Consider the following 22,247-nt stretch of genomic DNA (forward strand, 5'->3'; position numbering starts at 1 on the left):
ACCGTAAGACGGTTTTAAATTATCTGACTATCCAGGCGTTATCATTGAGGTAGCCTGTGAGGGATCGAGGAGAGAGGAATTAATGGCTGGTCACAGTAAATGGGCAAATACCAAACACCGCAAAGCGGCTCAGGATGCCAAACGCGGTAAGATTTTCACCAAAATTATTCGCGAGCTGGTCACGGCGGCCAGGCTGGGCGGCGGCGATGCCGCCTCTAACCCGCGCCTGCGTGCGGCAATGGATAAGGCGCTGTCAAACAACATGACGCGCGATACCATGAATCGTGCGATTGCGCGCGGCGTGGGCGGTGAAGATGACAGCAACATGGAAACCATCATTTATGAAGGTTACGGACCCGGCGGCACGGCTGTGATGGTCGAATGCCTGAGTGATAACCGTAACCGTACCGTTTCCGAAGTGCGTCACGCATTTACCAAAACCGGCGGCAACCTCGGCACGGACGGCTCCGTCGCCTACCTGTTTACCCGTAAAGGTGTGGTGTCATTTGCGCCAGGGCTGGAAGAAGACAGCGTAATGGACGCGGCGCTGGAAGCAGGTGCAGAAGATGTGGTGACCTATGATGACGGTGCCATTGACGTTTTCACCGCCTGGGAGTCGCTGGGTGACGTGAAGGATGCGCTGGAAGCTGCAGGACTTGCCGTGGAATCGGCCGAGGTCACGATGATCCCATCAATGAAGGCCGATATGGATGCTGAAACGGCACCTAAACTGCTGCGCCTGATTGATATGCTGGAAGACTGTGACGATGTGCAGGAGGTCTACCATAACGGTGACATCTCTGATGAGGTGGCGGCAACCCTTTAATGGCGTTGCAACCACTTAAAATCCCTCTGGCCGGAGACGCGTGATGGCGATCATTTTAGGTATCGATCCAGGTTCACGCATAACCGGCTATGGCGTTATTCGTCAGGTCGGACGGCAGCTGACCTATCTGGGCAGCGGCTGTATACGCACCTCGGTGACCGATTTACCCACCCGCCTGAAGCTGATTTATGCAGGCGTCAGCGAGATTATTACCCAGTTCCAGCCGGAATATTTTGCCATTGAGCAGGTGTTTATGGCGAAGAATGCGGATTCCGCGCTGAAGCTTGGTCAGGCGCGCGGCGCGGCAATTGTGGCGGCGGTCAATCAGGATCTGCCGGTATTTGAATATGCCGCCCGGCAGGTGAAACAGACCGTGGTCGGCACGGGCGGCGCGGAAAAAAGCCAGGTGCAGCATATGGTCAGAACGCTGCTTAAGCTGGCCTCTAACCCCCAGGCGGATGCCGCCGATGCGCTGGCCATCGCCATCACCCACTGCCACGTTAGCCAGAATGTTAACCGCATGGGAGAAGGGCAGCTTAACCTGGCGCGTGGTCGCCTGCGTTCCTGAGAGGCTGGATATCCATCCAGCTTTTTTTATGCTATAACCCCGCACTGATGCTTATCAGCAGGTAGCCTAAAAGATAAGGGGTAAGATGTGATTGGTCGTTTACGAGGCATTATTCTTGAGAAGCAGCCGCCGCAGGTATTGCTGGAAGCCAACGGCGTGGGCTATGAAGTCCATATGCCGATGACCTGCTTTTATGAGCTCCCAGAACTGAACCACGAAGCGGTGATTTTTACCCACTTTGTGGTGCGTGAGGACGCCCAACTGCTGTTTGGTTTTAACAGCAAACAGGAGCGCGCGCTGTTTCGCGAGCTGATCAAAGTGAACGGCGTGGGGCCTAAGCTTGCGCTGGCTATCCTCTCCGGCATGTCTGCCCAGCAGTTTGTGACTGCGGTAGAACGGGAAGAGATCGCCGCGCTGGTCAAACTGCCGGGCGTGGGCAAAAAAACCGCCGAGCGGCTGGTGGTTGAGATGAAGGATCGCTTTAAAGGTATGCATGGCGATCTCTTTGCTGCCGATGCACCTTTTGCGCTGACCAGCGAAGTCCAGAACGCGGCAGTGTCCAATGACGCGGAAAGTGAAGCGGTTGCTGCGCTGGTATCGCTGGGGTATAAACCTCAGGAAGCCAGCCGGATGATCGCAAAAGTGGATCGCCCGAATGCGGACTGCGAAACGCTTATTCGCGAAGCCCTGCGCGCAGCTATCTGAGGTAAAGCATGATTGAAGCCGACCGCCTGGTCTCGCCGGGAACCCTCAATGAAGAAGAGGTCATTGATCGGGCTATTCGCCCTAAACTGCTTGAGGAGTATATCGGCCAGCCGGTCGTGCGCGAGCAGATGGAGATTTTTATCCAGGCAGCCAAAATGCGCGGCGAGGCGCTCGATCATCTGCTGATTTTTGGCCCGCCGGGGCTGGGTAAAACCACGCTGGCGAATATCGTTGCCAATGAGATGGGCGTAAACCTGCGCACGACCTCCGGGCCGGTGCTTGAAAAGGCAGGCGATCTGGCGGCCATGCTGACCAACCTTGAGCCGCACGATGTGCTGTTTATTGATGAAATCCATCGCCTGTCACCGGTGGTGGAAGAGGTGCTCTATCCGGCGATGGAGGATTACCAGCTGGATATAATGATTGGCGAAGGTCCTGCCGCACGCTCAATCAAGCTGGATCTGCCGCCCTTCACCCTGATTGGCGCCACCACGCGGGCGGGATCGCTCACCTCACCTTTGCGCGATCGCTTCGGCATCGTGCAGCGGCTGGAGTTCTACCGCGTTGAGGATCTCCAGTATATCGTGGCGCGTAGCGCTGCCTGTCTGGGTCTGCCGCTCAGCGAGGAGGGGGCGCTGGAAATTGCCCGTCGCGCCCGCGGCACGCCGCGTATCGCTAACCGACTGCTGCGCCGTGTACGGGATTTCTCGGAGGTGCGCGCCGCGGGCAGCCTGAGTGGCGAGGTGGCCTCCCGCGCGCTGGACATGCTGAGCGTCGATACCGAGGGTTTTGACTATATGGACCGCAAGCTGCTGCTGGCGATCATCGACAAATTTACCGGTGGTCCGGTGGGGCTGGATAACCTTGCTGCGGCAATTGGCGAGGAGCGCGAAACCATCGAAGACGTGCTGGAGCCCTATCTGATCCAGCAGGGATTTATTCAGCGTACCCCGCGCGGGCGCATCGCGACTCAGCATGCCTACAAGCATTTTGGCATCACCCGCGAAGAGTAGCGGACTTGCGTCCGGGGCAGAAAGCAGAAATGCTGACCTAAAAGATGCTGCGCGAATAAACAGGCCGGGTCATTAACCGGGACGCCCGGCTTAAAGACGTAACGAGAATACCGGGGCTGAAGACCCCAAAAACCCCCTGTCCGCATCATGCTGGCAGGGGGTTTTTTTAGGTTGTTATCTCAGACGCGAGGCTTGACTGCCATGCTGAACAGAAACATCAGAGAGGCCCCCAGCACCACCGACGGCCCCGCAGGCGTGTCCCAGGAAGCAGAGAAGCTCAGGCCCGCCGACACGGCCAGTATCCCCACCAGCACGGCAACGCCGGCCATCTGTTCCGGCGAACGCGCAAAGCGACGGGCGGTGGCCGCCGGGATGATCAGCAGCGACGTGATGATCAGCGCGCCGACAAACTTCATTGCCACCCCAATGGTCAGCGCGGTCACCAGCATTAACACCATTTTGCTACGCTGGATATTCACGCCATCCACCTGCGCCAGCTCGGGGCTGATGGTCATGGACAGCAGCGAACGCCAGTTCAATGCCAGCACCGTAAGCACCACGGCCACGCCCGCCGCAATGCTGTAAAGATCGGATGGGGTTACCGACAGCAGATCGCCAAAGAGATAGGCCATCAAATCCACCCGCACGTTGGACATCAGGCTGACCACCACCAGCCCCAGCGACAGCGCGCTGTGCGCCATAATGCCCAGGAGCGTGTCAATCGCCAGGTGGGGACGACGCTCCAGCCAGACCAGCACCAGCGCCAGTAACAGCGTGACGGCGATAACCGCATAAAACGGACTGACGTTAAGCAACAGGCCAAATGCGACGCCCAGAAGGGAGGCGTGAGCTAAGGTATCGCCAAAATAGGACATACGGCGCCAGACCACAAATGAGCCCAGCGGACCCGCCGCCAGCGCCAGTAACACCCCGGCCAGCCAGCCGGGTAAAAGCAGTTCCATCACTGGCCTGTTCCTCTGCGTAAAACGATACGTCCCTGGAGATCGTGTCGATGGTTATGATGATGGCGATAGATCGCCAGCTGCTGGGCGCCCTGGGAGCCAAACATGGCGATAAATTCAGGATGTTGCGACACGGCTTCCGGCGTGCCGGAGCAGCAAATATGCTGATTCACGCACAGCACCTCGTCGGTCTTGGCCATCACCAGATGCAGATCGTGCGACACCATCAGCACGCCGCAGTTCAGCTCATGACGCAGCTGATCTATCAGGTCGTAGAGGGCGACCTGACCATTAACGTCAACGCCCTGAGTCGGTTCATCCAGCACCAGCAGCTGCGGCTCGTTGAGCAGGGCGCGGGCAAGCAGTACGCGCTGCATTTCTCCTCCTGAGAGTTTTTGCAGCGGGTAGTTGAGCAGCTGTGCGGCCTGGACACGCTTAAGCGCCGGAAGAATATCCGCGCGTCGAACGCCGCCGCGCAGCAGCATAAAGCGCTCAACCGTCAGCGGCAGGGTCGGATCCAGCTGGATCTTTTGTGGGACGTAGCCGACACGAAGCTGAGCAGGGCGGTTAATACTTCCCCGATCGGGTTTAATCAACCCCAGCACTACGCGAACCAGGGTCGATTTCCCTGCACCATTGGGGCCGAGCAGCGTCAGAATACGACCCGGCTTAAGCGTAAGCGACACATCGGAGAGAACGCGACGCGCACCAAAGCTGACCGAAATTTTTTCAAGACTAATCAGTGAGGTCATAGTGATTACAGGTTGCAGAAGTTTTAGAATGTTATAATATCACATTCCATCAACGACTCACGATGGTATGACGCATTATGTTACATAAAATTAAACCCACTTTCGCCACCCTTGCGGGGCTGGCTTTTGCCGCTTCGCTGACCCTGCCTGCCCAGGCGGCGGTTGTTGCCTCAGTCAAACCCCTTGGCTTTATTGCTGCTGCTATAGCTGACGGCGTGACGCCTGTCCAGGTGTTGCTGCCCGATGGCGCATCCGAGCACGATTATGCCCTGCGACCTTCTGACGTCAAACGCCTGCGCAGCGCGGATCTCGTGGTCTGGGTGGGGCCAGAAATGGAGGCATTTATGCCAAAAGCTGTGGGACAACTGCCCGCCGGGAAATCCATTGAACTGGCCGCGCTGCCCACGGTTAAACCCCTGCTAATTCGCGGTGCCGATGATGACGATCGCGGCCATGATGAGGGGGCACAAGCCCATGATGAGTCGGGGTATTCTCATCATCATGGCGAGTACAATATGCACCTCTGGATGTCCCCAGAAATCGCAAGGCAATCTGCGGTTGCAATCCACGCAAAATTGTTGGAACTTATGCCGCAAAGCAGAGACAAACTAGACGCGAACCTGCAGCATTTTGAGGCAGAATTGGCTACCGCCGATTCGCAAATCGAGTCTCAGCTTGCTCCGGTGAAAGGAAAGGGTTATTTCGTTTTTCACGATGCCTACAGCTACTTTGAAAAACATTACGGATTGACCCAAACGGGACATTTTACCGTTAACCCCGAGATCCAACCCGGCGCGCAGCGACTTCATCAAATACGAACAGAGCTGGTTGAGCATAAGGCCGTTTGCGTCTTTGCTGAGCCACAGTTCAGGCCAGCCGTGATTGATGCCGTTGCCAGGGGGACAAACGTACGATCTGGTACGCTGGACCCACTCGGTACCGCCATCACGCCGGGCAGAGATAGCTATGTGAAATTCCTCTCACAGCTGTCCACCCAGTATGCGAGCTGCCTGAAAGGAGCCTAGAGGAATATATTACGTGCAGCAGATTGCCCGCGCTGTCGCCATGGCGTTTAACACATTGCCAAGAACCCACCGCATCATGCTGGGTTCACTTACCGCTGTTACACTGGCCGTCTCTGTCTGGCGGCCCTATGTCAATCATCCTGCTGATGAAAATCCGATCGTAAAAACAATTGAGATGGATAAAAATCAGCTGCGCAAGCTGCTCCCGGAAGCCAGTGAGCCTCTCGATCAGGATACGCCTGCCCCTGAAGATGACGTGCCGAAAGATGAAATTGATGAAGACGTGCAGAACGAAACCGGTACGCATGACTATGTCGTGTCTTCCGGCGATACCCTGAGTAGCGTTCTCAATCAGTATGGCATAGATATGGGCGACATCGCTCAGCTGGTTAAAGCCGATAAAGACCTGCGTAATTTACAGGTAGGCCAGCAAATTTCCTGGACGCTGACCGACGATGGACAGCTACAGCGCCTCACCTGGGAAGCCTCCCACCGCGAAACCCGCACCTACGATCGCTCAGGCGATACCTTTAAAGTCAGCGCTGAAATTCTGAAAGGCGAATGGAAAAGCAGCGTGCTTTCCGGCACGGTGGGCGGCAGCTTCGTCACCAGCGCCAAACAGGCAGGGCTAAGCAGCGGTGAAATCAGTGCGGTAATCAAAGCCCTCCAGTGGCAGATGGATTTCCGCAAGCTGCGCCAGGGTGACAAATTTTCAGTATTGATGTCCCGCGAGATGATGGATGGCAAAAGCCAGCAGAGTCAGCTTAAAGGGGTGCGTCTGGAGACCGGCGGCAAGGATTATTATGCCATTCGTGCCGATGACGGTAAGTTCTACGATCGCAGTGGTGCCGGGCTTGCCCGCGGATTTATGCGCTTCCCCACGGTTAAACAGTATCGCGTCTCCTCAAATTATAACCCCCGTCGTCTGAACCCGGTCACGGGGCGCATTGCGCCGCATAAGGGCGTGGATTTTGCGGTGCCAATCGGTACCCCGGTGCTGGCGGTGGGCGATGGTGAAGTAATCGTTGCTAAGCGCAGCGGCGCGGCAGGTAACTACGTTGCTATCCGCCACGGACGGCAGTATATGACCCGCTATATGCATCTGAAAACGCTGCTGGTGAAGCCGGGTCAGAAGGTCAAACGCGGCGACCGTATCGCTTTAACCGGCAACACCGGACGTTCTACCGGCCCTCATCTGCATTATGAAATCTGGATCAATAATCAGGCGGTGAATCCTCTTACCGCGAAGCTGCCCATGATGGAAGGCCTGACCGGCAGTGAGCGCAGTGCTTATCTGGCCCAGGTCCGGGAAGTGATGCCGCAGCTGCGCTTTAACTAGGCTTAGTGGATGTTTCTTAAGCCGACGGGTTCTTCCCGCCGGCTTTTTCGTTTTATCCGCAAAATGCTGGGGCATTGCATTATCGCCCGTCGGCACTATCATAGGCCGGTTATTGTTTGAGGCGAGTGCATGGAAAAGAGCAAAAAAAGCAGCATCGAATTTATCCCCGTTTTTCAGAAATCCTTTCTGATGCCGCGCTACTGGGGCAACTGGCTGGCGATTGGCTGCTGTGCAGGGATGGCCTGGGTTCCGGCCAGACTGCGCGATCCGCTGCTGGGGTCGCTGGGGCGGCTGGCGGGAAAATTTGCGAAAAGCGCACGACGTCGGGCACAGATTAATCTGTTTTACTGTATGCCTGAGCTTCCTGAAGCAGACAGGGAAAAAATCATCGACGACATGTTCGCCACTGCACCACAGTCAATGGTGATGATGGCAGAGCTGGCGTTGCGTCCTGCGCATACCCGTGAGCGCATTAAGTGGCACAACCGCGAAATTATCGACAGCTGTCGCGATGCGGGAGAGAACGTGATTTTCCTCGTCCCGCACGGCTGGGCAGTTGATATCCCGGCTATGGTACTGGCGTCTGAAGGGCAGAAAATGGCGGCGATGTTCCATAACCAGCGCAATCCGCTGATGGACTACGTCTGGAACGCGATTCGCCGTCGCTTTGGCGGCAGGATGCATGCCCGCAATGACGGCATCAAACCCTTCATCAGCTCGGTACGGCAGGGATACTGGGGCTACTATCTGCCCGATCAGGATCACGGGGCGGAACACAGTGAATTTGTGGATTTCTTTGCCACCTATAAGGCGACGCTGCCTGCCGTGGGCCGCCTGATGAAGGTGTGCCGTGCCAGAGTCGTGCCGCTGTTTCCGGTTTATAACAGCAAAACGCATCAGCTGGACGTCCTGCTGCGGCCACCGATGGACGATCTGCTGGAGGCGGACGATACCACCCTGGCGCGGCGGATGAACGAAGAGGTGGAAGTTTTCGTGCGCCCGCACCCCGAGCAGTACACCTGGATCCTCAAGCTGCTGAAAACGCGTAAAGAGGGGGATATCGAGCCTTACCGACGTAAGGACCTCTATCCTAAGTAGCAATGTGAAGGGCACCCAAAAGGGCGGAAATCCCGCCCTGAAACTGCATCCGCGCTGTACCGTTCAACGTTTACGGCACAGAGGTTATCATGGCGCTACTCCACGCGCAGCACACGGCTGGTATTGGTGGTACCGGTCGTGCTCATCACGTCGCCCTGGGTAATAATGACCAGATCCCCGGACATCAGAAAGCCCTTATCGCGCAGCAGGTCGGTGGCGTCATGCGCTGCGGCGACGCCATCCTTGTCACTGTCGAAAAACACCGGCGTCACGCCGCGATACAGTGCAGTCAGATTCAGCGTGCGCTCATGGCGGGACATGGCGAATATCGGCAGACCGGAGGTAATGCGCGAGGTCATCAGCGCGGTCCGCCCCGACTCGGTCATGGTGATAATGGCCGTAACGCCCTGGAGATGGTTAGCGGCATACATTGCCGACATGGCGATGGCTTCTTCGATATTATCAAACTGCACGTCGAGCCGGTGTTTGGAGACGTTGATGCTCGGGATCTTTTCCGCTCCCAGACACACTTTTGCCATTGCGGAGACGGTTTCCGCCGGATACTGCCCGGCCGCCGTTTCGGCGGAGAGCATCACCGCATCGGTGCCATCAAGCACGGCGTTGGCCACATCCATTACCTCTGCGCGGGTCGGCATCGGGTTGGTGATCATTGACTCCATCATCTGGGTGGCGGTAATCACCGAGCGGTTAAGCTGACGGGCGCGGCGGATGAGGGCTTTCTGGATACCAACCAGCTCGGGATCGCCGATCTCTACCCCTAAATCGCCGCGGGCAACCATCACCACGTCAGAGGCCAGAATGATATCGTCCATCGCTTCCTGGCTGGCAACGGCTTCGGCACGCTCCACTTTGGAGACGATTTTTGCCTCACAACCAGCATCACGCGCCAGGCGGCGGGCATAGTTGAGGTCTTCACCACAGCGCGGGAAGGAGACGGCCAGGTAGTCACAGCCGATTTTGGCCGCGGTCAGGATATCCGCTTTGTCTTTCTCAGTAAGGGCCTCCGCTGACAGGCCGCCGCCCAGCTTATTGATCCCTTTGTTATTGGAAAGGGGACCGCCCACCGTCACTTCGGTGAAGACCTTCATGCCCTGGACCTCGCGCACTTTGAGCTGCACGCGGCCGTCGTCCAGCAGCAGAATATCCCCCGGCACGACGTCGGCGGGCAGACCTTTATAGTCGATACCGACCTTCTCGCTGTCGCCTTCACCTTTCCCCAGGCTGGCGTCGAGCAGGAAGCGATCGCCAATGCTCAGGAACACCTTACCCTCTTTGAAGGTGGAAACACGGATCTTAGGTCCCTGCAGGTCCCCGAGGATCGCCACATGACGCCCCAGCTTCGCGGCGATTTCACGCACTTTATTCGCCCGGAGAAGATGATCTTCAGCCGTACCGTGTGAGAAGTTCAGACGGACAACGTTGGCACCCGCGGCGATGACTTTTTCGAGGTTATTATCGCGGTCTGTAGCAGGACCCAGCGTGGTAACAATCTTGGTTCTTCTGAGACGTCTTGACATCTATAACTCCATTGACGTTGTAAGGGGGTGTTGCCACAGCAACCCCGGTAAAAGTGAGCACTTGTTATTCAGCGGGCCACGCCCTGATTAATCCGTTGCGCCATTTCGGCGGTTAACCCGGCGTGAGCGGCTCTTTTTCAAAACGTGACTCTTTTAGCGCCGACTTCACCCGCTTCAGGTTATCCCGAAAACTGGCTCCCCGACGCAGCGTAAACCCTGTCGCCAGCACGTCCACCACCGTGAGCTGCGCCAGCCTGGAGACCATCGGCATATAGATGTCGGTGTCCTCCGGCACATCAAGCGTCAGCGCCAGCGTGGCTGCCAGCGCTAAGGGCGACCCGGGCGAGGTAATAGCCAGCGCGGTAGCATCATTTTCCCGCGCAAGCTGCGCCAGTTCGACTAAATTTTTAGTACGCCCGGTATGCGAGATAAGCACAATCACATCGCCTTCCGCACTGTTAATGCAGCACATGCGCTGCATCACAATATCATCGGAATAGATCACCGGTACATTGAAGCGGAAAAATTTATTCATGGCATCGTGAGCCACGGCGGCGGACGCGCCAAGGCCAAAAAAGGCGATCTTTTTCGACTGCGTAAGCAGGTCGACGGCGCGATTGACGGCCACGGCGTCCAGGCTGTTTTTCGCTCTGTCGAGACCGGCCATGGCCGATTCAAATATCTTTTGCAGATATGCCCCGGCGCTATCATGTTCTTCGACATGCCGGCTGACATAGGGGGTACCGTTCGCCAGGCTTTGCGCCAGTACCAGTTTGAAGTCGGGAAACCCTTTGGTGCCCATTCTGTGACAAAAGCGGTTCACGGTCGGTTCACTTACCGCCGCCTTGCGGGCCAGCAGGGCAATACTGGTATGGATAGCAGATTCAGGGGCGGCCAGAATCACCTCCGCGACCTTACGTTCGGATTTGCTCAGGTTCAGCAGCGTGACCTGAATTTTTTCCAGCATATTCATAGCGTGCTTCGCTCATCTTTTCTGACGATTTCATTCAAAGGAGAAACCGATGTCAATTTGTAGAGAATATACAATGGGCTAAACAGGCAGCGGCAGCATTGAGACGGCAATCGCAGTTTATTTTGTCAGAGTTTGAGCTACATCGTATTTTTAGCGCGGTCATCAGACACAAAACCGTTGAAAAGAACGAATGAACCTACCGACCTGAGGGCGGCATTGTCGATATAATCGGCTTAAATGGCATACTCTGTGCTGTAACGGCGCGGTCAGGTTTACGTGGACCGGCCAAAAGCAGTACATTGTATTCAAAGAGAATGATAATAAGAGCCTGGATGTTTATGGAATCAGCAGGTCAGGCTCGCCCTGCAACGAGGAGATTATAATGGCGGTTACACAAACGGCTCAGGCATGCGATCTGGTTATTTTCGGTGCCAAAGGCGATCTCGCACGCCGGAAACTATTGCCTTCGCTGTATCAGCTGGAAAAAGCCGGGCAGATCCACGAAGAGTCGCGCATTATTGGTGTGGGTCGCGCCGACTGGGATAAGGCCGCTTATACCAAGGTAGTTCGCGAAGCGCTTGAAACCTTTATGAAGGAGAAGATTGACGAGGCGCTGTGGGATAAGCTCAGCAATCGTCTGGACTTCTGCAACCTTGACGTCAATGACTCTGCGCATTTCACCAAACTGGGTAAAATGCTCGATCAGAAAAAACGCGTCACTATTAACTACTTCGCCATGCCGCCAGGTACCTTTGGGGCGATTTGCAAAGGCCTGGGCACCGCGAAGCTCAACGCCCAGCCCGCTCGCGTGGTAATGGAAAAACCGCTGGGGACGTCGCTGGATACCTCACGCGAAATTAACGACCAGGTTGGCGAATATTTTGAGGAAAACCAGGTCTTCCGTATTGACCACTACCTGGGCAAAGAGACGGTTTTAAATCTCCTGGCGCTGCGCTTTGCCAACTCGCTGTTCGCGTCTAACTGGGACAACCGCACCATCGATCACGTGCAGATCACCGTGGCGGAGGAAGTGGGAATAGAAGGGCGCTGGGGCTATTTCGACAAAGCTGGCCAGATGCGGGATATGATCCAGAACCACCTGTTACAGGTTCTGACGATGATTGCCATGTCGCCGCCGGCCGATCTCTCGGCTGACCGTATTCGTGACGAGAAAGTGAAAGTTCTGCGCTCGCTGCGCCGCATCGATCACACTAACGTGCGCGAGAAAACCGTGCGGGGCCAGTACACCTCCGGCTTTGTGCAGGGCAAAAAAGTGCCGGGCTACCTGGAAGAAGAGGATGCTAACAAATCCAGCAGCACTGAAACCTTCGTTTCTATCCGCGTGGATATCGACGACTGGCGCTGGGCAGGCGTACCTTTCTACCTGCGTACCGGTAAGCGTCTGCCGACCAAGTGCTCTGAAGTGGTGGTCTATTTTAAAAATCCCGCGCTGAACCTGTTCAAAGAGTCCTGGCAGGAGCTACCGCAGAACAAGCTGACCATCCGTTTGCAGCCTGATGAGGGCGTGGATATTCAGATCCTCAATAAGGTGCCAGGGCTTGATCATAAGCATAACCTGCAAACCACCAAGCTGGACCTGAGCTTCTCGGAAACCTTTAACCAGTCGCATCTGGCCGATGCCTATGAGCGGCTGTTACTGGAAACCATGCGGGGTATTCAGGCGCTGTTCGTGCGCCGTGATGAGGTCGAAGAGGCCTGGAAATGGGTTGACTCCATCATGGACGCATGGGCAGCCGATAAAGAAGCACCTAAGCCGTATCAGGCAGGAACCTGGGGGCCCGTTGCTTCTGTCGCGATGATTACCCGCGACGGACGCTCCTGGAACGAGTTCGAGTAACGCCTCTTCGCGCAGCGTCATGGCACGCTGCGCGAGTTTTATGTCAGCCGCGAGCTAAGCCCTTGTCACAGGGCTGATCAAGGCATCGAGATTACGTTAAACTATCCTCTCCCTTTGATGTGGACTGTTATGGCCTGGCATCAATTGTTTTGCTGCATTAGCCAGCCCCGGGTCAATCCACACTGCTGCCCGCTAGCTCGCAGGTCCAGATGGATCTTGCGATAGCCATAAACGCATCCCGATTCCAGTCAATATTGTTTGATTTATTCTGTCAGTCTCAAATCTGCCTGATGGCGTTGTGAATTCGGCTGCCGAAGCCAGGCGTAAAACCCACTCGTATGCACATCCAGCACCCGACAGAGTAGGCGAACAGGCCAGTAATGCTTGTAGTCACGAATAATGGCGTACCTCAGTTGGACTGCTTTGCGAAGTAAGCCGCGGCTCTTTTTATGGCGTAAAGTTTGTGGGGGGTGATATCGAGACGTGTTGCAACGCTGGAAACATAATGACCAACATCAACAACCTGTTTGACTGCTTCAATTTTACACTCTTCAGGACAACACATACCGCTCATGGGCACCTCTCTTTAAGCCATCTTAAATGACCTTGAGTGTCGATTAAAACTGTGGCGATTCACACCGCTGGCACACGCCCTATACTCCTCAACGAAATCGCCTGGCTCATGATTATGAACACGGACGAGCAACGGACTTTTCAGGGCTGGCAGGTATCGTTCAGCGGTACCTGATTTTTCCAATGTCTGATGCTTATCATCTTGCACACCACGTTTATCCTAATGTCCGCTACCAGTATCTCCCCTCAGTAGACCGGGCTTTGAAAATCAATGAGCCCCGTTATACCCAGTATATTTCGCGGGGAATGATTTTTGGTTCAGACGGCCAGCCTGCTGCACTTTCTGAGCTGTATTACCGTCTTGTCAGCCCGGTCCGGTTACCCGTTAGTGAACACGAAAAAGGAATATCCCATGAATAAAAAAGTCCGCATTGGCATCATCTGTGGCAGTGGAATGGATAAGTTATCCATCATTGAGTCTCCTGAACATATAGAAGTCAAAACTGCGTTCGGCGATCCCTCTGGTTGTATTACTTTGGGCAAGATTAGCGGTGTTCCAGTGGCCATTAACAATCGCCACGGGATCGGACATACGCGCTTACCATCAGAAATCAACGTCAGAGCCAATATTGCCGCACTAAAAATGCTCGGCGTTGAACAGGTACTTTCATTCAGTGCTGTGGGCAGCCTGACAGCTTCAGCTCCTCCGGGGACTTTCATTGCAGTGGATCAATTTATTGATCGTACTTACCGTCGGGTGAACACATTTTTCAGCGCTGGCGTAGTCGCCCATGTCCCTTTTGGCGAGCCCGTCTGCAGCAATAACCATTCTTTGGTGGTTCATTCGCTCAGGGAAAACGGGATCTCACATTTGCCGACAGGGCTTTATGTCGTCATGGAAGGCCCACAGTTTTCGACCCGCGCGGAGTCCGTCTTCCATCAACAGATCGGAGGGACAGTCATTGGAATGACAGCAATGCCGGAGCCTAAGCTCTGTAGGGAAGCGGAAATCTGCTACAACATGATCGCCATGGTAACGGACTTCGACTGCTGGCACACCGCACATGATGACGCAATCATGACCAGTCCTGGCCTGATTGATGTAGCTACTGTTGCACGTTATGCCCCGCTGCTGAATCGCGTATTCCCGCAGGTACAGTGAAAGCCAGGGTCAACTTTAAGGAATGAGAAAAATATGAAGTATCACGCAGGCTTGTTATTCGATCTGGATGGGACATTACTGGATACGGACCCTTTACATATTAATGCCTTTGATCAGCTGCTAGCTGACTTTGGTCAGTCCATGACGCTGGAGTATTACAATGAAAAGATTATGGGGGCGCCAATGGACACGATCACCCGTGATTTGTTTCCCGAATTATCCCTGGAAGAACGCCATGCCCTGGGAGAGCGTAAAGAAGCCCTTTTTCGTGAACAGTTAAAGGGCCCGCTGGAGGGACGTCAGGGCGTCACAGAATTTTTTCAGAAAGCGCAGGCGCACAGAGTTGGGATCTGCGTCGTGACGAATGCGCCAAGAGAAAGCGCCGAAATGATGCTCCGCAGCCTCAATCTCCATGAGTATGTAGATCACCTGCTGATTGGTGCAGAACTTCCCCACAGTAAACCTGACCCCTATCCCTACCAGGAAGCGATGCGTCTTCTGGGTGTTTCATCTGGTCAGGCGCTTGCATTTGAAGATTCGGGACCAGGTGTTCAGTCTGCGTCTTCTGCGGGTGTTTTCACCTTTGGCCTTAAAGGTGCTCTGGGAGAACAAGAATTGTTTAAGCATGGGGCTTCCGCTGCTATTGCAGATTTTACCGATCCTCAGCTTGCTTATCGTTTTGAACAACTGGTGGGATAAGGATACCGGCTCCATGACTTCCATTGTGATTGACGCGCCATCCGGGAGCGGTACGAGGGCGTGCATAAAAGCCTACAGCTCATTTGAGCCTTATGAGCTGAAAGAGTATATGCACAGACTCGCTTTACTTCTGCCAGACGTCGCGATCGAAATCGAGCGTATGTCAACGACGATGCTCAGAAACCGTCTTGAAGCTGAAAGGGATGAGCCTCAGGCTGATATGATCCTGGGGTGGGCTGACACGGCGGCGAAAACTGTCAACCTGGGTGACAAAGTGTTTTCACCCGGAGGTGATACTGATGGATACCTCCGCGTTACAGGCTTTTCTACCGCAATCGTTGCAGACCCACTTCTGCTGGAGCAGCAGGATGTTCAGGTAAAAGGCTGGAAGGATTTGGCACATCCCGCCCTTAAAGGGATGATCGCTTTTCCGAATCCGGCACAGTCAGGCGCAGGCTTTTTAGCACTAACGACAATCCTACAGGTTTTTGGCGAAAAAGAGGGATGGCCGCTGGTGGCCGCTATCCTTCGCAATTCCTCTGCGCGCCCTGATTCAGCCTGGGAGCCTGCACGACTGACGGGTGAAGGAACCATCGCGGCTGGCGTGACGGTCAAAATTGCCGCATTCAAACGACAGAGTCAGTTACCAAAACTTAATGTGATTCAACCTGCGGGCATGACGGGAGCAGAGCCGGAGGTCTATGCCGGATTTTCGTCAACGTCTTATCCGGATGTTGTTTCAGAAATATTGCAATGGGTCGGTAGTGAGGAAGCCAATACCCTCTTTGCCTCCTTTAATAAAATTATCCTGGCAGACAGCGACGACATGCAAGCGTGATTATCTTCATGTTATGGATATCGCCCGGGGGCACCTAAAAGTGGTGGTAATTATGGACAAGCCGGGCGTACATATATTCAATCTGGGTAAAGGGCAGGGAACATCTGTCATGGAGCTTCTGAAGTGTTTTGAGAAAGAGAACGAAGTGCAGATACCCTACGCCATCCGCTCGCGTAGGGAGGGGGACCTGCCGGCGTTCTGGGCAGACGTCGATAAAGCCAGGACAGTACTAGGCTGGGAAGCAGAAATGTCGCTTCAGGACATGGTGCGTCATGCCTGGCAGTGGCAGAAAAATTATACGCATGAAACTTCAGGTACCGAATATTACATAGTTTTATTGAGAGCACTGTTGCAAATAGGGTTACAGGATAAGGCTCTTTCAAAACAACTGAGCCTTATATTTTCAAATAACCTGCTCACCACGCTTTCCGGGGATAAACGTTATGCCTGCAAGGGGATCACGCGACATCCCTACGGCTAAGTTTATTACGGTCCCACCAGAATTTATTAAGGGCAAAAATATCCTTACGGCAACGGGTGACAAAATAAAAAAGGATCCACGCAGGATCCTTTTTTACCACAGCATCAAAGCTGCTAATCGAAGTCTTAGCCGCTAACCTTAATGCCTGCCGCACAGGCGACAGCGCGCTGAATGGCATCGTCGCTATCCTGACCCGTCGCCAGCGCGACGCCCAGCCTGCGCTTACCCTGAATCTCAGGCTTACCGAACAGGCGGATTTGCAAGCCGGCCCCCAGTACCGCGCCGAGATTTGCAAACCGCACATTATCGCTCTCCAGCTCGGGAAGGATCACCGCAGAGGCCGCACAGCCATACTGGCGGATGCCGCCAACCGGCAGGCCGAGGAAGGCGCGAACGTGCAGGGCGAATTCGGAGAGATCCTGAGAAATCAACGTCACCATGCCGGTATCGTGTGGCCGCGGTGACACTTCGCTGAATACCACCTCATCGCCGCATACAAACAGCTCCACGCCAAACAGGCCGTGGCCGCCAAGAGCGCTAACCACTTTTTCGGCTATCTGCTGCGCGCGCTGTAAGGCCAGATCGCTCATTTGCTGCGGCTGCCAGGACTCACGGTAGTCGCCGTCTTCCTGACGGTGGCCAATGGGGGCGCAAAAATGGATGCCGTCAACCGCGCTCACGGTCAAAAGGGTGATTTCAAAATCGAACTTAACCACGCCCTCCACGATGACGCGTCCGGCACCCGCCCGTCCACCCTGTTGGGCATACTGCCAGGCCGCGCCCAATTGTGAGGCATCGCGAATAAAGCTCTGACCTTTGCCCGATGAGCTCATTACCGGCTTAATGATGCACGGGAAGCCAATTTCATCGGCGGCCTGCAAAAAAGCGGCTTCACTGTCGGCAAAACGATAGGAAGAGGTGGGTAAGCTGAGCTCTTCCGCAGCCAGGCGACGAATACCTTCACGATCCATCGTCAGACGCGCCGCGCGGGCGGTTGGCACCACATGCTGACCCTGTTTCTCCAGCTCAACCAGCATATCCGTGGCGATGGCTTCAATTTCCGGCACGATATAGTCAGGGCGCTCCAGCGCAACGAGTGATTTCAGCGCCTCGCCGTTCAGCATATTGATCACATGACTGCGATGGGCCACGTGCATGGCGGGCGCATCGGCATAGCGATCGACGGCAATGACCTCGACGCCAAGCCGCTGGCATTCCAGCGCGACTTCCTTACCCAGTTCACCTGATCCTAACAGCATTACGCGGGTTGCGGCGGGGCGCAGCGCGGTTCCGAGAGTGGTCATAGTTGCTACCTGATTGGAGGAAAAAACGCGCGCAGTATAAACGAAAACGTTTGCGTATTCATCTGCTTTTCCGGGCTTGAGCTAAAATTAGCCTGCTGCTATACTGTATAAAAATACAGTTAAATGAGGTGAGCGGAATGGCTGTTGAGATAAAATACGTTGTCGTTAGAAAAGGTGAGGAAAAGATGACATTCGCCAGTAAAAAAGACGCGGACGCCTACGATAAAATGCTTGATATGGCTGAAGTCTTCAGCGACTGGCTGAGTGAAGGGCCGGTGGCGCTTGATGAGCAGCAGCGTGAAGCCTTTGGTCTGTTCCTGGCAGAGAACAAGGATGCCGTACAGCATATTGTGAAAACCAGCAAAATGCCCGAAGGGGCAAAAGCAGAGGCGAATAACGCTTCTGCCCCTGCAGGGGCTGAGAGCGCTAACCCCGTTGAAGTGGGCGAGCAGCAGCCTACAGACGTGCAGGCATCAGCGGATGAATCGGATGAAGAAACCGATGAGGGTGCATCAGCTAACGCGAGCAAACGTAAGTCTGCCCGTACGTCCAAAGCGGCATAGCGTGCTAATCGCCCCAGCGACAGCCCGGGGCGAATAATTATAAGGAGTTATGCGGCGAACCAGCCGGTATCAGAAGGGGACCGAAAGTCGTTATGCACCTCGTGAGCAGTGATGCGACTTGCCATGCTGAGTGGGTTTTACTGGCCACGCTGGGCAATACAGCGTTTCAGGGCGTGCATCGCCTCTTTTGCAACTTCCTCAGGCGCCTGCTGATGGTAGCTGTCGTTAAAGACCTCCAGTCCCAGCGGGCCTGTATAACCCTGAGCGTCCAGGTAGTCCAGCAGCGTGTAGAGCGGGAAATTCCCCTGGCCCGGCAGCAGTCGGCTGTGGCGGGCGGTATCTATCAGCTGGTCCCGCCCGGGTAGGGTGCTAAGGTCTGACAGCTGGACGAGGAAAATCTTCTCCATCGGGATCCCTGCAAGATCGGCAATGGTACGGTTGCGGGCAAAGATATGAAACGCATCGACAACCAGCCCGAGGTTGGGCGCATTGATTCGCTGCACCATCTGCCATGCCTGAACGGTAGTATTGATATGCGTGCTCCACGCCATCGCTTCAAACGCCACGCGCAGCCCACGTTTATCTGCCTCCTTCACCAGCCAGCGCAGGTCATCTTCTTCCCGATGGGCCACGCAGGCATGATGCGTAGACGCCGGGGTGAGTAGCGTGGTTGCGCCCAGGCTTACGGCCGTATCCAGCATCTCAAGGGCCAGCTTACGCTTATCTTCACGCTCGTCATCCGGCGCGCCGTCAAAATCCAGCAGCACCTGGTAATCCGTCAGAGAAAGTTTTTGTTCCCGGGTAAATGTCCCTACGTCCTGTGCATTTCCTTGCGCGTTTTCCACGTCCTGACGCCAAAGTTCTACCTGCTGAAAGCCAGCTTTAGACGCCGCAATCAGTTTCTCTTCGGGCGTGCCGCCCAGCAAAACGGTGTTGATAAACAATGGGTTATTACTAAATCGCATATCTGCTCCCTTTTAAAAATGTGCCGTAAAATTTGCGGGTTGTCTTTCGGCCCCGCTCTGCCTGATATCGCCCCTGGAAAGGGTCTGAGGTCGCCGGCAGAGTAATGAGTATAGTCAGCGCTTTGGAGTGTGCTTCAGATCACACTTTATCGTTGCCTGGCATTCATCGCTGCAACATGCCACCCTTAGTGCATATGTTTTAGTGAGTGGGACAGATGCGATGAAAAAACCACCGATAGCCAGAAAAAAACCTTTCGAGATGACGCTGCACGGCGATACGCGAACAGATAACTATTACTGGCTGCGCGATGACCAGCGTGAAGATCCCGATGTGCTGGACTATCTTCATGCCGAAAATGATTACGGCAGGGCGGTGATGCAGTCGCAGCAGGCGCTTCAGGATCGGCTGTTAAAAGAAATTGTCGATCGCATTCCCCAGCGCGACCGTTCGGTGCCCTATATCAAAAATGGCTACCGCTACCAGCGCCGCTATGAAGAGGGGAATGAGTACGCTATCTATACGCGTCAGCCTGAAAGCACCGATACGCCCGACGTTTGGCAGACGCTGACAGACGGTAACCAGCGTGCCGCGCGCAGTGAATTTTACACGCTGGGTGGGCTGGATATTTCGCCGGATAACAACATCATGGCGCTGGCCGAGGACTTTCTTTCCCGCCGTCAGTACGGCATCCGCTTTTGCAATCTGGAAACGGGGCACTGGTATGATGAAGTGCTGGAAAATGTATCATCCAGCTTTGTCTGGGCCAACGACAGCACGACGCTCTATTACGTTTTAAAGGACAAGCAAACGCTGCTGCCCTGGCAGGTATGGCGACACAGGCTGGGCACGCCGCAGCGGGAAGATGAGCTGGTGTATGAAGAGAAGGATGACACCTTTTACGTCAGCGTGCATAAAACCACCTCCGAGCACTTTATCCTTATTGCGCTGAACAGCAGCACCACCAGTGAAATTCTGCTGCTGGATGCTGAATATGCGGATACCGCCCCCCAGGTGTTCAGCCCGCGCCGCAAGGATCACGAATATACCCTCGACCATTATCAGCATCACTTCTATGTGCGGTCGAATCGTGAAGGAAAAAACTTCGGGCTCTACCGCACCGATCACTTCCGGGAAAATAGCTGGGAGACGCTGATCCCCGCACGCGAACACATTGTGCTGGAGGATTTCAGCCTGTTTCGCGACTGGCTGGTGGTGGAAGAGCGGCAGCGCGGCCTTACCAGCCTGCGGCAGATCGACAGGAACAGCGGCGAATCCTTTGGTATCGCCTATGACGATCCGGCTTATGTGACCTGGCTTGCCTACAATCCCAACCCTGAGACTAACAGGCTGCGCTACGGTTACTCCTCCATGACCACGCCCGACACCCTGTTTGAGATGGATATGGACAGCGGCGAGCGGCGGGTGCTAAAGCAGGCCGAAGTGAAAGGATTCAATGCCAGCCACTATAAAAGCGAGCATCAGTGGATCAAGGGGCGCGACGGCGTGGAGGTGCCGGTTTCGCTGGTCTACCACCGGGAGCATTTCCGTCCCGGTAAAAACCCAATGCTGGTTTATGGCTATGGCTCCTACGGCAGCAGTATGGATGCCGACTTTAGCGCCAGCCGCCTGAGCCTGCTCGATCGCGGCTTTGTGTATGTGCTGGCGCATATTCGCGGCGGCGGCGAACTGGGGCAGCAGTGGTACGACGATGGCCGACTACTGAATAAGATGAATACTTTCCACGACTTTATTGATGTTACCAACGCGCTGGTGGATCGCGGCTATGGCGATCCACAAAAGCTCTATGCCATGGGCGGTAGCGCGGGTGGTCTGCTGATGGGGGCTGTTATCAATATGGTGCCGGACCGTTTCCACGGCGTTGTGGCGCAGGTCCCTTTTGTCGATGTCATCACCACCATGCTGGACGAGTCCATTCCGCTCACCACCGGTGAATATGACGAGTGGGGCAACCCAGCGGAGGAGCAGTACTATCGCTACATATCCCAGTACAGCCCCTACGACTGCGTCAGCCGTCAGGCCTGTCCGCATATGCTGGTGACCACCGGTCTGCACGACTCACAGGTTCAGTACTGGGAGCCTGCTAAATGGGTGGCGAAGCTGCGCGAGCTGAAAACGGATGACAACCTGCTGCTGCTGTGCACGGATATGGATGCCGGACACGGCGGGAAATCAGGCAGGTTCAAATCGTATGAAGGAGTGGCAATGGAGTATGCCTTTATTATTGCGCTGGCGCAGGAAACGCTCAGCGCAGGTAATGCACATTAGTCTGCTGACAACGCCCGTTCCATCGCGCCGCGAAGGTCGGGCTTCAGGTCGGGGATGTTTTTCAGCATCCATTTAAGATAGCCGGGGTCGCGCTTTGCCACCTCGTCAATTTTGCTGCCGCGATATTTGCCAAAAGGGAAGGTGCTGCTGGAGCCGCGAACGTTCATCCGGCGAACTAATTCCGCTTCATCCCAGCCGGAAAAATCCATGATGTGGATCAGCAGTGCCGCCGTCACATAGCAGTCGTACAGCGCCCGGTGGGCATGCAGGTCCGGGGGCGTTTCCACCTCCAGCTGTAATGACTCGCGCAGTGCCTGATTACCATACTTGCGACCCGGCCACAGGCCGCGCGCCAGGGTCATGGTGCAAATCCATTCTCCGTGCATCTCCGGCAGCATCCTGCGGTCAAAGCTGGCGTTATGCGCTACGTAAAACGCGCTGCCGTGATAGCGGCTGATAACCTGCTCAATGGGCGGCTTATCGGCCACCATCGCTTCCGTAATGCGATGAATTGCCATCGCCTGGCGGCTAATAGGGCGATCCGGACACACCAAATCGCTCATGGGATTGATAATTGTTCCACCCACCACATCCACGGAGGCGATTTCAACAATCCCACCCTGCAATCCACAGGTTTCAGTATCTATTACACGCAGCATAAAGCGTCCCTTTTGAAAATCTGATCGTTAGCTTACCGTAAGCGATGCGCGTTCCCTCC

At 55.1% G+C, this 22,247-nt stretch carries 21 protein-coding genes and 1 pseudogene; 14 read left to right on the top strand and 8 right to left on the bottom strand.

The features are described from left to right. Window positions 1–82: 82 nt before the first annotated feature. The 4 genes from ACLRGG_RS03910 (at window position 83) to ruvB (ending at window position 3,112) form a co-directional block, all read left to right on the top strand. Window positions 83–826 (top strand): YebC/PmpR family DNA-binding transcriptional regulator, encoded by a 744-nt coding sequence (locus ACLRGG_RS03910; protein ID WP_416248515.1) that lies wholly within the window; start codon window positions 83–85, stop codon window positions 824–826. 43 nt (window positions 827–869) lie between these two features. Further along, complete coding sequence (gene ruvC / locus ACLRGG_RS03915) at window positions 870–1,394, top strand: crossover junction endodeoxyribonuclease RuvC (protein WP_416248516.1); 525 nt, start codon at window positions 870–872, stop codon at window positions 1,392–1,394. 87 nt (window positions 1,395–1,481) lie between these two features. Next, window positions 1,482–2,099 carry a Holliday junction branch migration protein RuvA gene (gene ruvA, locus ACLRGG_RS03920; protein WP_067701137.1) on the top strand — a complete coding sequence of 206 codons (618 nt, stop codon included), beginning with the start codon at window positions 1,482–1,484 and terminating at the stop codon, window positions 2,097–2,099. Between the two features lie 8 nt (window positions 2,100–2,107). Then, window positions 2,108–3,112 carry a Holliday junction branch migration DNA helicase RuvB gene (ruvB, locus tag ACLRGG_RS03925; protein ID WP_416248517.1) on the top strand — a complete coding sequence of 335 codons (1,005 nt, stop codon included), beginning with the start codon at window positions 2,108–2,110 and terminating at the stop codon, window positions 3,110–3,112. Between the two features lie 179 nt (window positions 3,113–3,291). On the opposite strand, the gene znuB is transcribed toward ruvB, so the two are convergent. Then, the gene (znuB, locus tag ACLRGG_RS03930; protein WP_416248518.1) at window positions 3,292–4,077 is read right to left on the bottom strand and encodes a zinc ABC transporter permease subunit ZnuB; all 786 of its coding nucleotides are present in this window, start codon (window positions 4,075–4,077) and stop codon (window positions 3,292–3,294) included. Next, window positions 4,074–4,826, bottom strand: a complete 753-nt coding sequence (gene znuC, locus ACLRGG_RS03935) for a zinc ABC transporter ATP-binding protein ZnuC (protein WP_416248519.1) — start codon at window positions 4,824–4,826, stop codon at window positions 4,074–4,076. The genes znuB and znuC overlap by 4 nt, the downstream gene beginning before the upstream one ends. A gap of 77 nt (window positions 4,827–4,903) precedes the next feature. Between znuC and znuA the strand changes: the two genes are divergently transcribed. The 3 genes from znuA to lpxM all read left to right on the top strand — a co-directional run bounded on the left by znuA (window position 4,904) and on the right by lpxM (window position 8,288). After that, complete coding sequence (znuA, locus tag ACLRGG_RS03940; protein WP_416248520.1) at window positions 4,904–5,851, top strand: zinc ABC transporter substrate-binding protein ZnuA; 948 nt, start codon at window positions 4,904–4,906, stop codon at window positions 5,849–5,851. Between the two features lie 13 nt (window positions 5,852–5,864). After that, on the top strand, window positions 5,865–7,190 hold the full coding sequence (gene mepM / locus ACLRGG_RS03945; RefSeq protein ID WP_416248521.1) for a murein DD-endopeptidase MepM: 1,326 nt from the start codon (window positions 5,865–5,867) through the stop codon (window positions 7,188–7,190). 129 nt (window positions 7,191–7,319) lie between these two features. After that, window positions 7,320–8,288: a lauroyl-Kdo(2)-lipid IV(A) myristoyltransferase gene (gene lpxM, locus ACLRGG_RS03950; protein ID WP_416248522.1), complete on the top strand. Its 969-nt coding sequence runs from the start codon at window positions 7,320–7,322 to the stop codon at window positions 8,286–8,288. A gap of 95 nt (window positions 8,289–8,383) precedes the next feature. Here the strand turns inward: lpxM and pyk are convergent, their stop codons facing one another. Both pyk and ACLRGG_RS03960 read right to left on the bottom strand, forming a co-directional pair. Continuing rightward, window positions 8,384–9,826, bottom strand: a complete 1,443-nt coding sequence (gene pyk, locus ACLRGG_RS03955) for a pyruvate kinase (RefSeq protein ID WP_416248523.1) — start codon at window positions 9,824–9,826, stop codon at window positions 8,384–8,386. A gap of 112 nt (window positions 9,827–9,938) precedes the next feature. Beyond that, window positions 9,939–10,799 (bottom strand): MurR/RpiR family transcriptional regulator, encoded by an 861-nt coding sequence (locus tag ACLRGG_RS03960; protein WP_416248524.1) that lies wholly within the window; start codon window positions 10,797–10,799, stop codon window positions 9,939–9,941. Window positions 10,800–11,181: 382 nt separating this feature from the next. Here ACLRGG_RS03960 and zwf point away from each other — a divergent pair, with 382 nt between their 5' ends. Then, on the top strand, window positions 11,182–12,657 hold the full coding sequence (gene zwf / locus ACLRGG_RS03965; protein WP_416248525.1) for a glucose-6-phosphate dehydrogenase: 1,476 nt from the start codon (window positions 11,182–11,184) through the stop codon (window positions 12,655–12,657). A 149-nt stretch (window positions 12,658–12,806) separates the two neighbouring features. On the opposite strand, the pseudogene ACLRGG_RS03970 reads toward zwf, so the two are convergent. Continuing rightward, window positions 12,807–13,237, bottom strand: a pseudogene (locus ACLRGG_RS03970) (transposase); the annotation flags it as partial. 405 nt (window positions 13,238–13,642) lie between these two features. Between ACLRGG_RS03970 and ACLRGG_RS03975 the strand changes: the two are divergent. From ACLRGG_RS03975 to ACLRGG_RS03990, 4 genes are read left to right on the top strand one after another with little or no spacing between them, the layout of a single operon-like run. Beyond that, window positions 13,643–14,392: an MTAP family purine nucleoside phosphorylase gene (locus ACLRGG_RS03975; RefSeq protein ID WP_416248526.1), complete on the top strand. Its 750-nt coding sequence runs from the start codon at window positions 13,643–13,645 to the stop codon at window positions 14,390–14,392. A gap of 33 nt (window positions 14,393–14,425) precedes the next feature. Then, complete coding sequence (locus tag ACLRGG_RS03980) at window positions 14,426–15,091, top strand: HAD family hydrolase (protein ID WP_416248527.1); 666 nt, start codon at window positions 14,426–14,428, stop codon at window positions 15,089–15,091. Further along, entirely contained in the window at window positions 15,018–15,929 is a 912-nt protein-coding gene (locus ACLRGG_RS03985; protein WP_416248528.1) for a type 2 periplasmic-binding domain-containing protein, read from the top strand. The genes ACLRGG_RS03980 and ACLRGG_RS03985 overlap by 74 nt, the downstream gene beginning before the upstream one ends. A gap of 52 nt (window positions 15,930–15,981) precedes the next feature. Next, window positions 15,982–16,410 (top strand): hypothetical protein, encoded by a 429-nt coding sequence (locus ACLRGG_RS03990; RefSeq protein ID WP_416248529.1) that lies wholly within the window; start codon window positions 15,982–15,984, stop codon window positions 16,408–16,410. Window positions 16,411–16,535: 125 nt separating this feature from the next. Here ACLRGG_RS03990 and purT read toward each other — a convergent pair whose 3' ends face one another. Beyond that, window positions 16,536–17,714, bottom strand: coding sequence for a formate-dependent phosphoribosylglycinamide formyltransferase (gene purT / locus ACLRGG_RS03995; protein WP_416248530.1), 1,179 nt, complete (start codon window positions 17,712–17,714; stop codon window positions 16,536–16,538). Between the two features lie 137 nt (window positions 17,715–17,851). On the opposite strand from purT, the gene ACLRGG_RS04000 reads away from it, so the two are divergent. Continuing rightward, window positions 17,852–18,277: a YebG family protein gene (locus tag ACLRGG_RS04000; RefSeq protein WP_416248531.1), complete on the top strand. Its 426-nt coding sequence runs from the start codon at window positions 17,852–17,854 to the stop codon at window positions 18,275–18,277. Window positions 18,278–18,414: 137 nt separating this feature from the next. Here the strand turns inward: ACLRGG_RS04000 and ACLRGG_RS04005 are convergent, their stop codons facing one another. Then, window positions 18,415–19,242: a sugar phosphate isomerase/epimerase family protein gene (locus tag ACLRGG_RS04005; RefSeq protein ID WP_416248532.1), complete on the bottom strand. Its 828-nt coding sequence runs from the start codon at window positions 19,240–19,242 to the stop codon at window positions 18,415–18,417. A 220-nt stretch (window positions 19,243–19,462) separates the two neighbouring features. Here ACLRGG_RS04005 and ACLRGG_RS04010 point away from each other — a divergent pair, with 220 nt between their 5' ends. Next, on the top strand, window positions 19,463–21,529 hold the full coding sequence (locus ACLRGG_RS04010; protein WP_416248533.1) for a prolyl oligopeptidase family serine peptidase: 2,067 nt from the start codon (window positions 19,463–19,465) through the stop codon (window positions 21,527–21,529). On the opposite strand, the gene exoX is transcribed toward ACLRGG_RS04010, so the two are convergent. Beyond that, complete coding sequence (gene exoX, locus ACLRGG_RS04015; RefSeq protein ID WP_416248534.1) at window positions 21,526–22,188, bottom strand: exodeoxyribonuclease X; 663 nt, start codon at window positions 22,186–22,188, stop codon at window positions 21,526–21,528. The genes ACLRGG_RS04010 and exoX overlap by 4 nt on opposite strands. Between the last annotated feature and the right edge of the window lie 59 nt (window positions 22,189–22,247).

The sequence above is a fragment of the Erwinia sp. PPS120 genome (genome assembly GCF_047918655.1).
Taxonomy (GTDB): Bacteria; Pseudomonadota; Gammaproteobacteria; order Enterobacterales; family Enterobacteriaceae; genus Erwinia; species Erwinia tasmaniensis_A.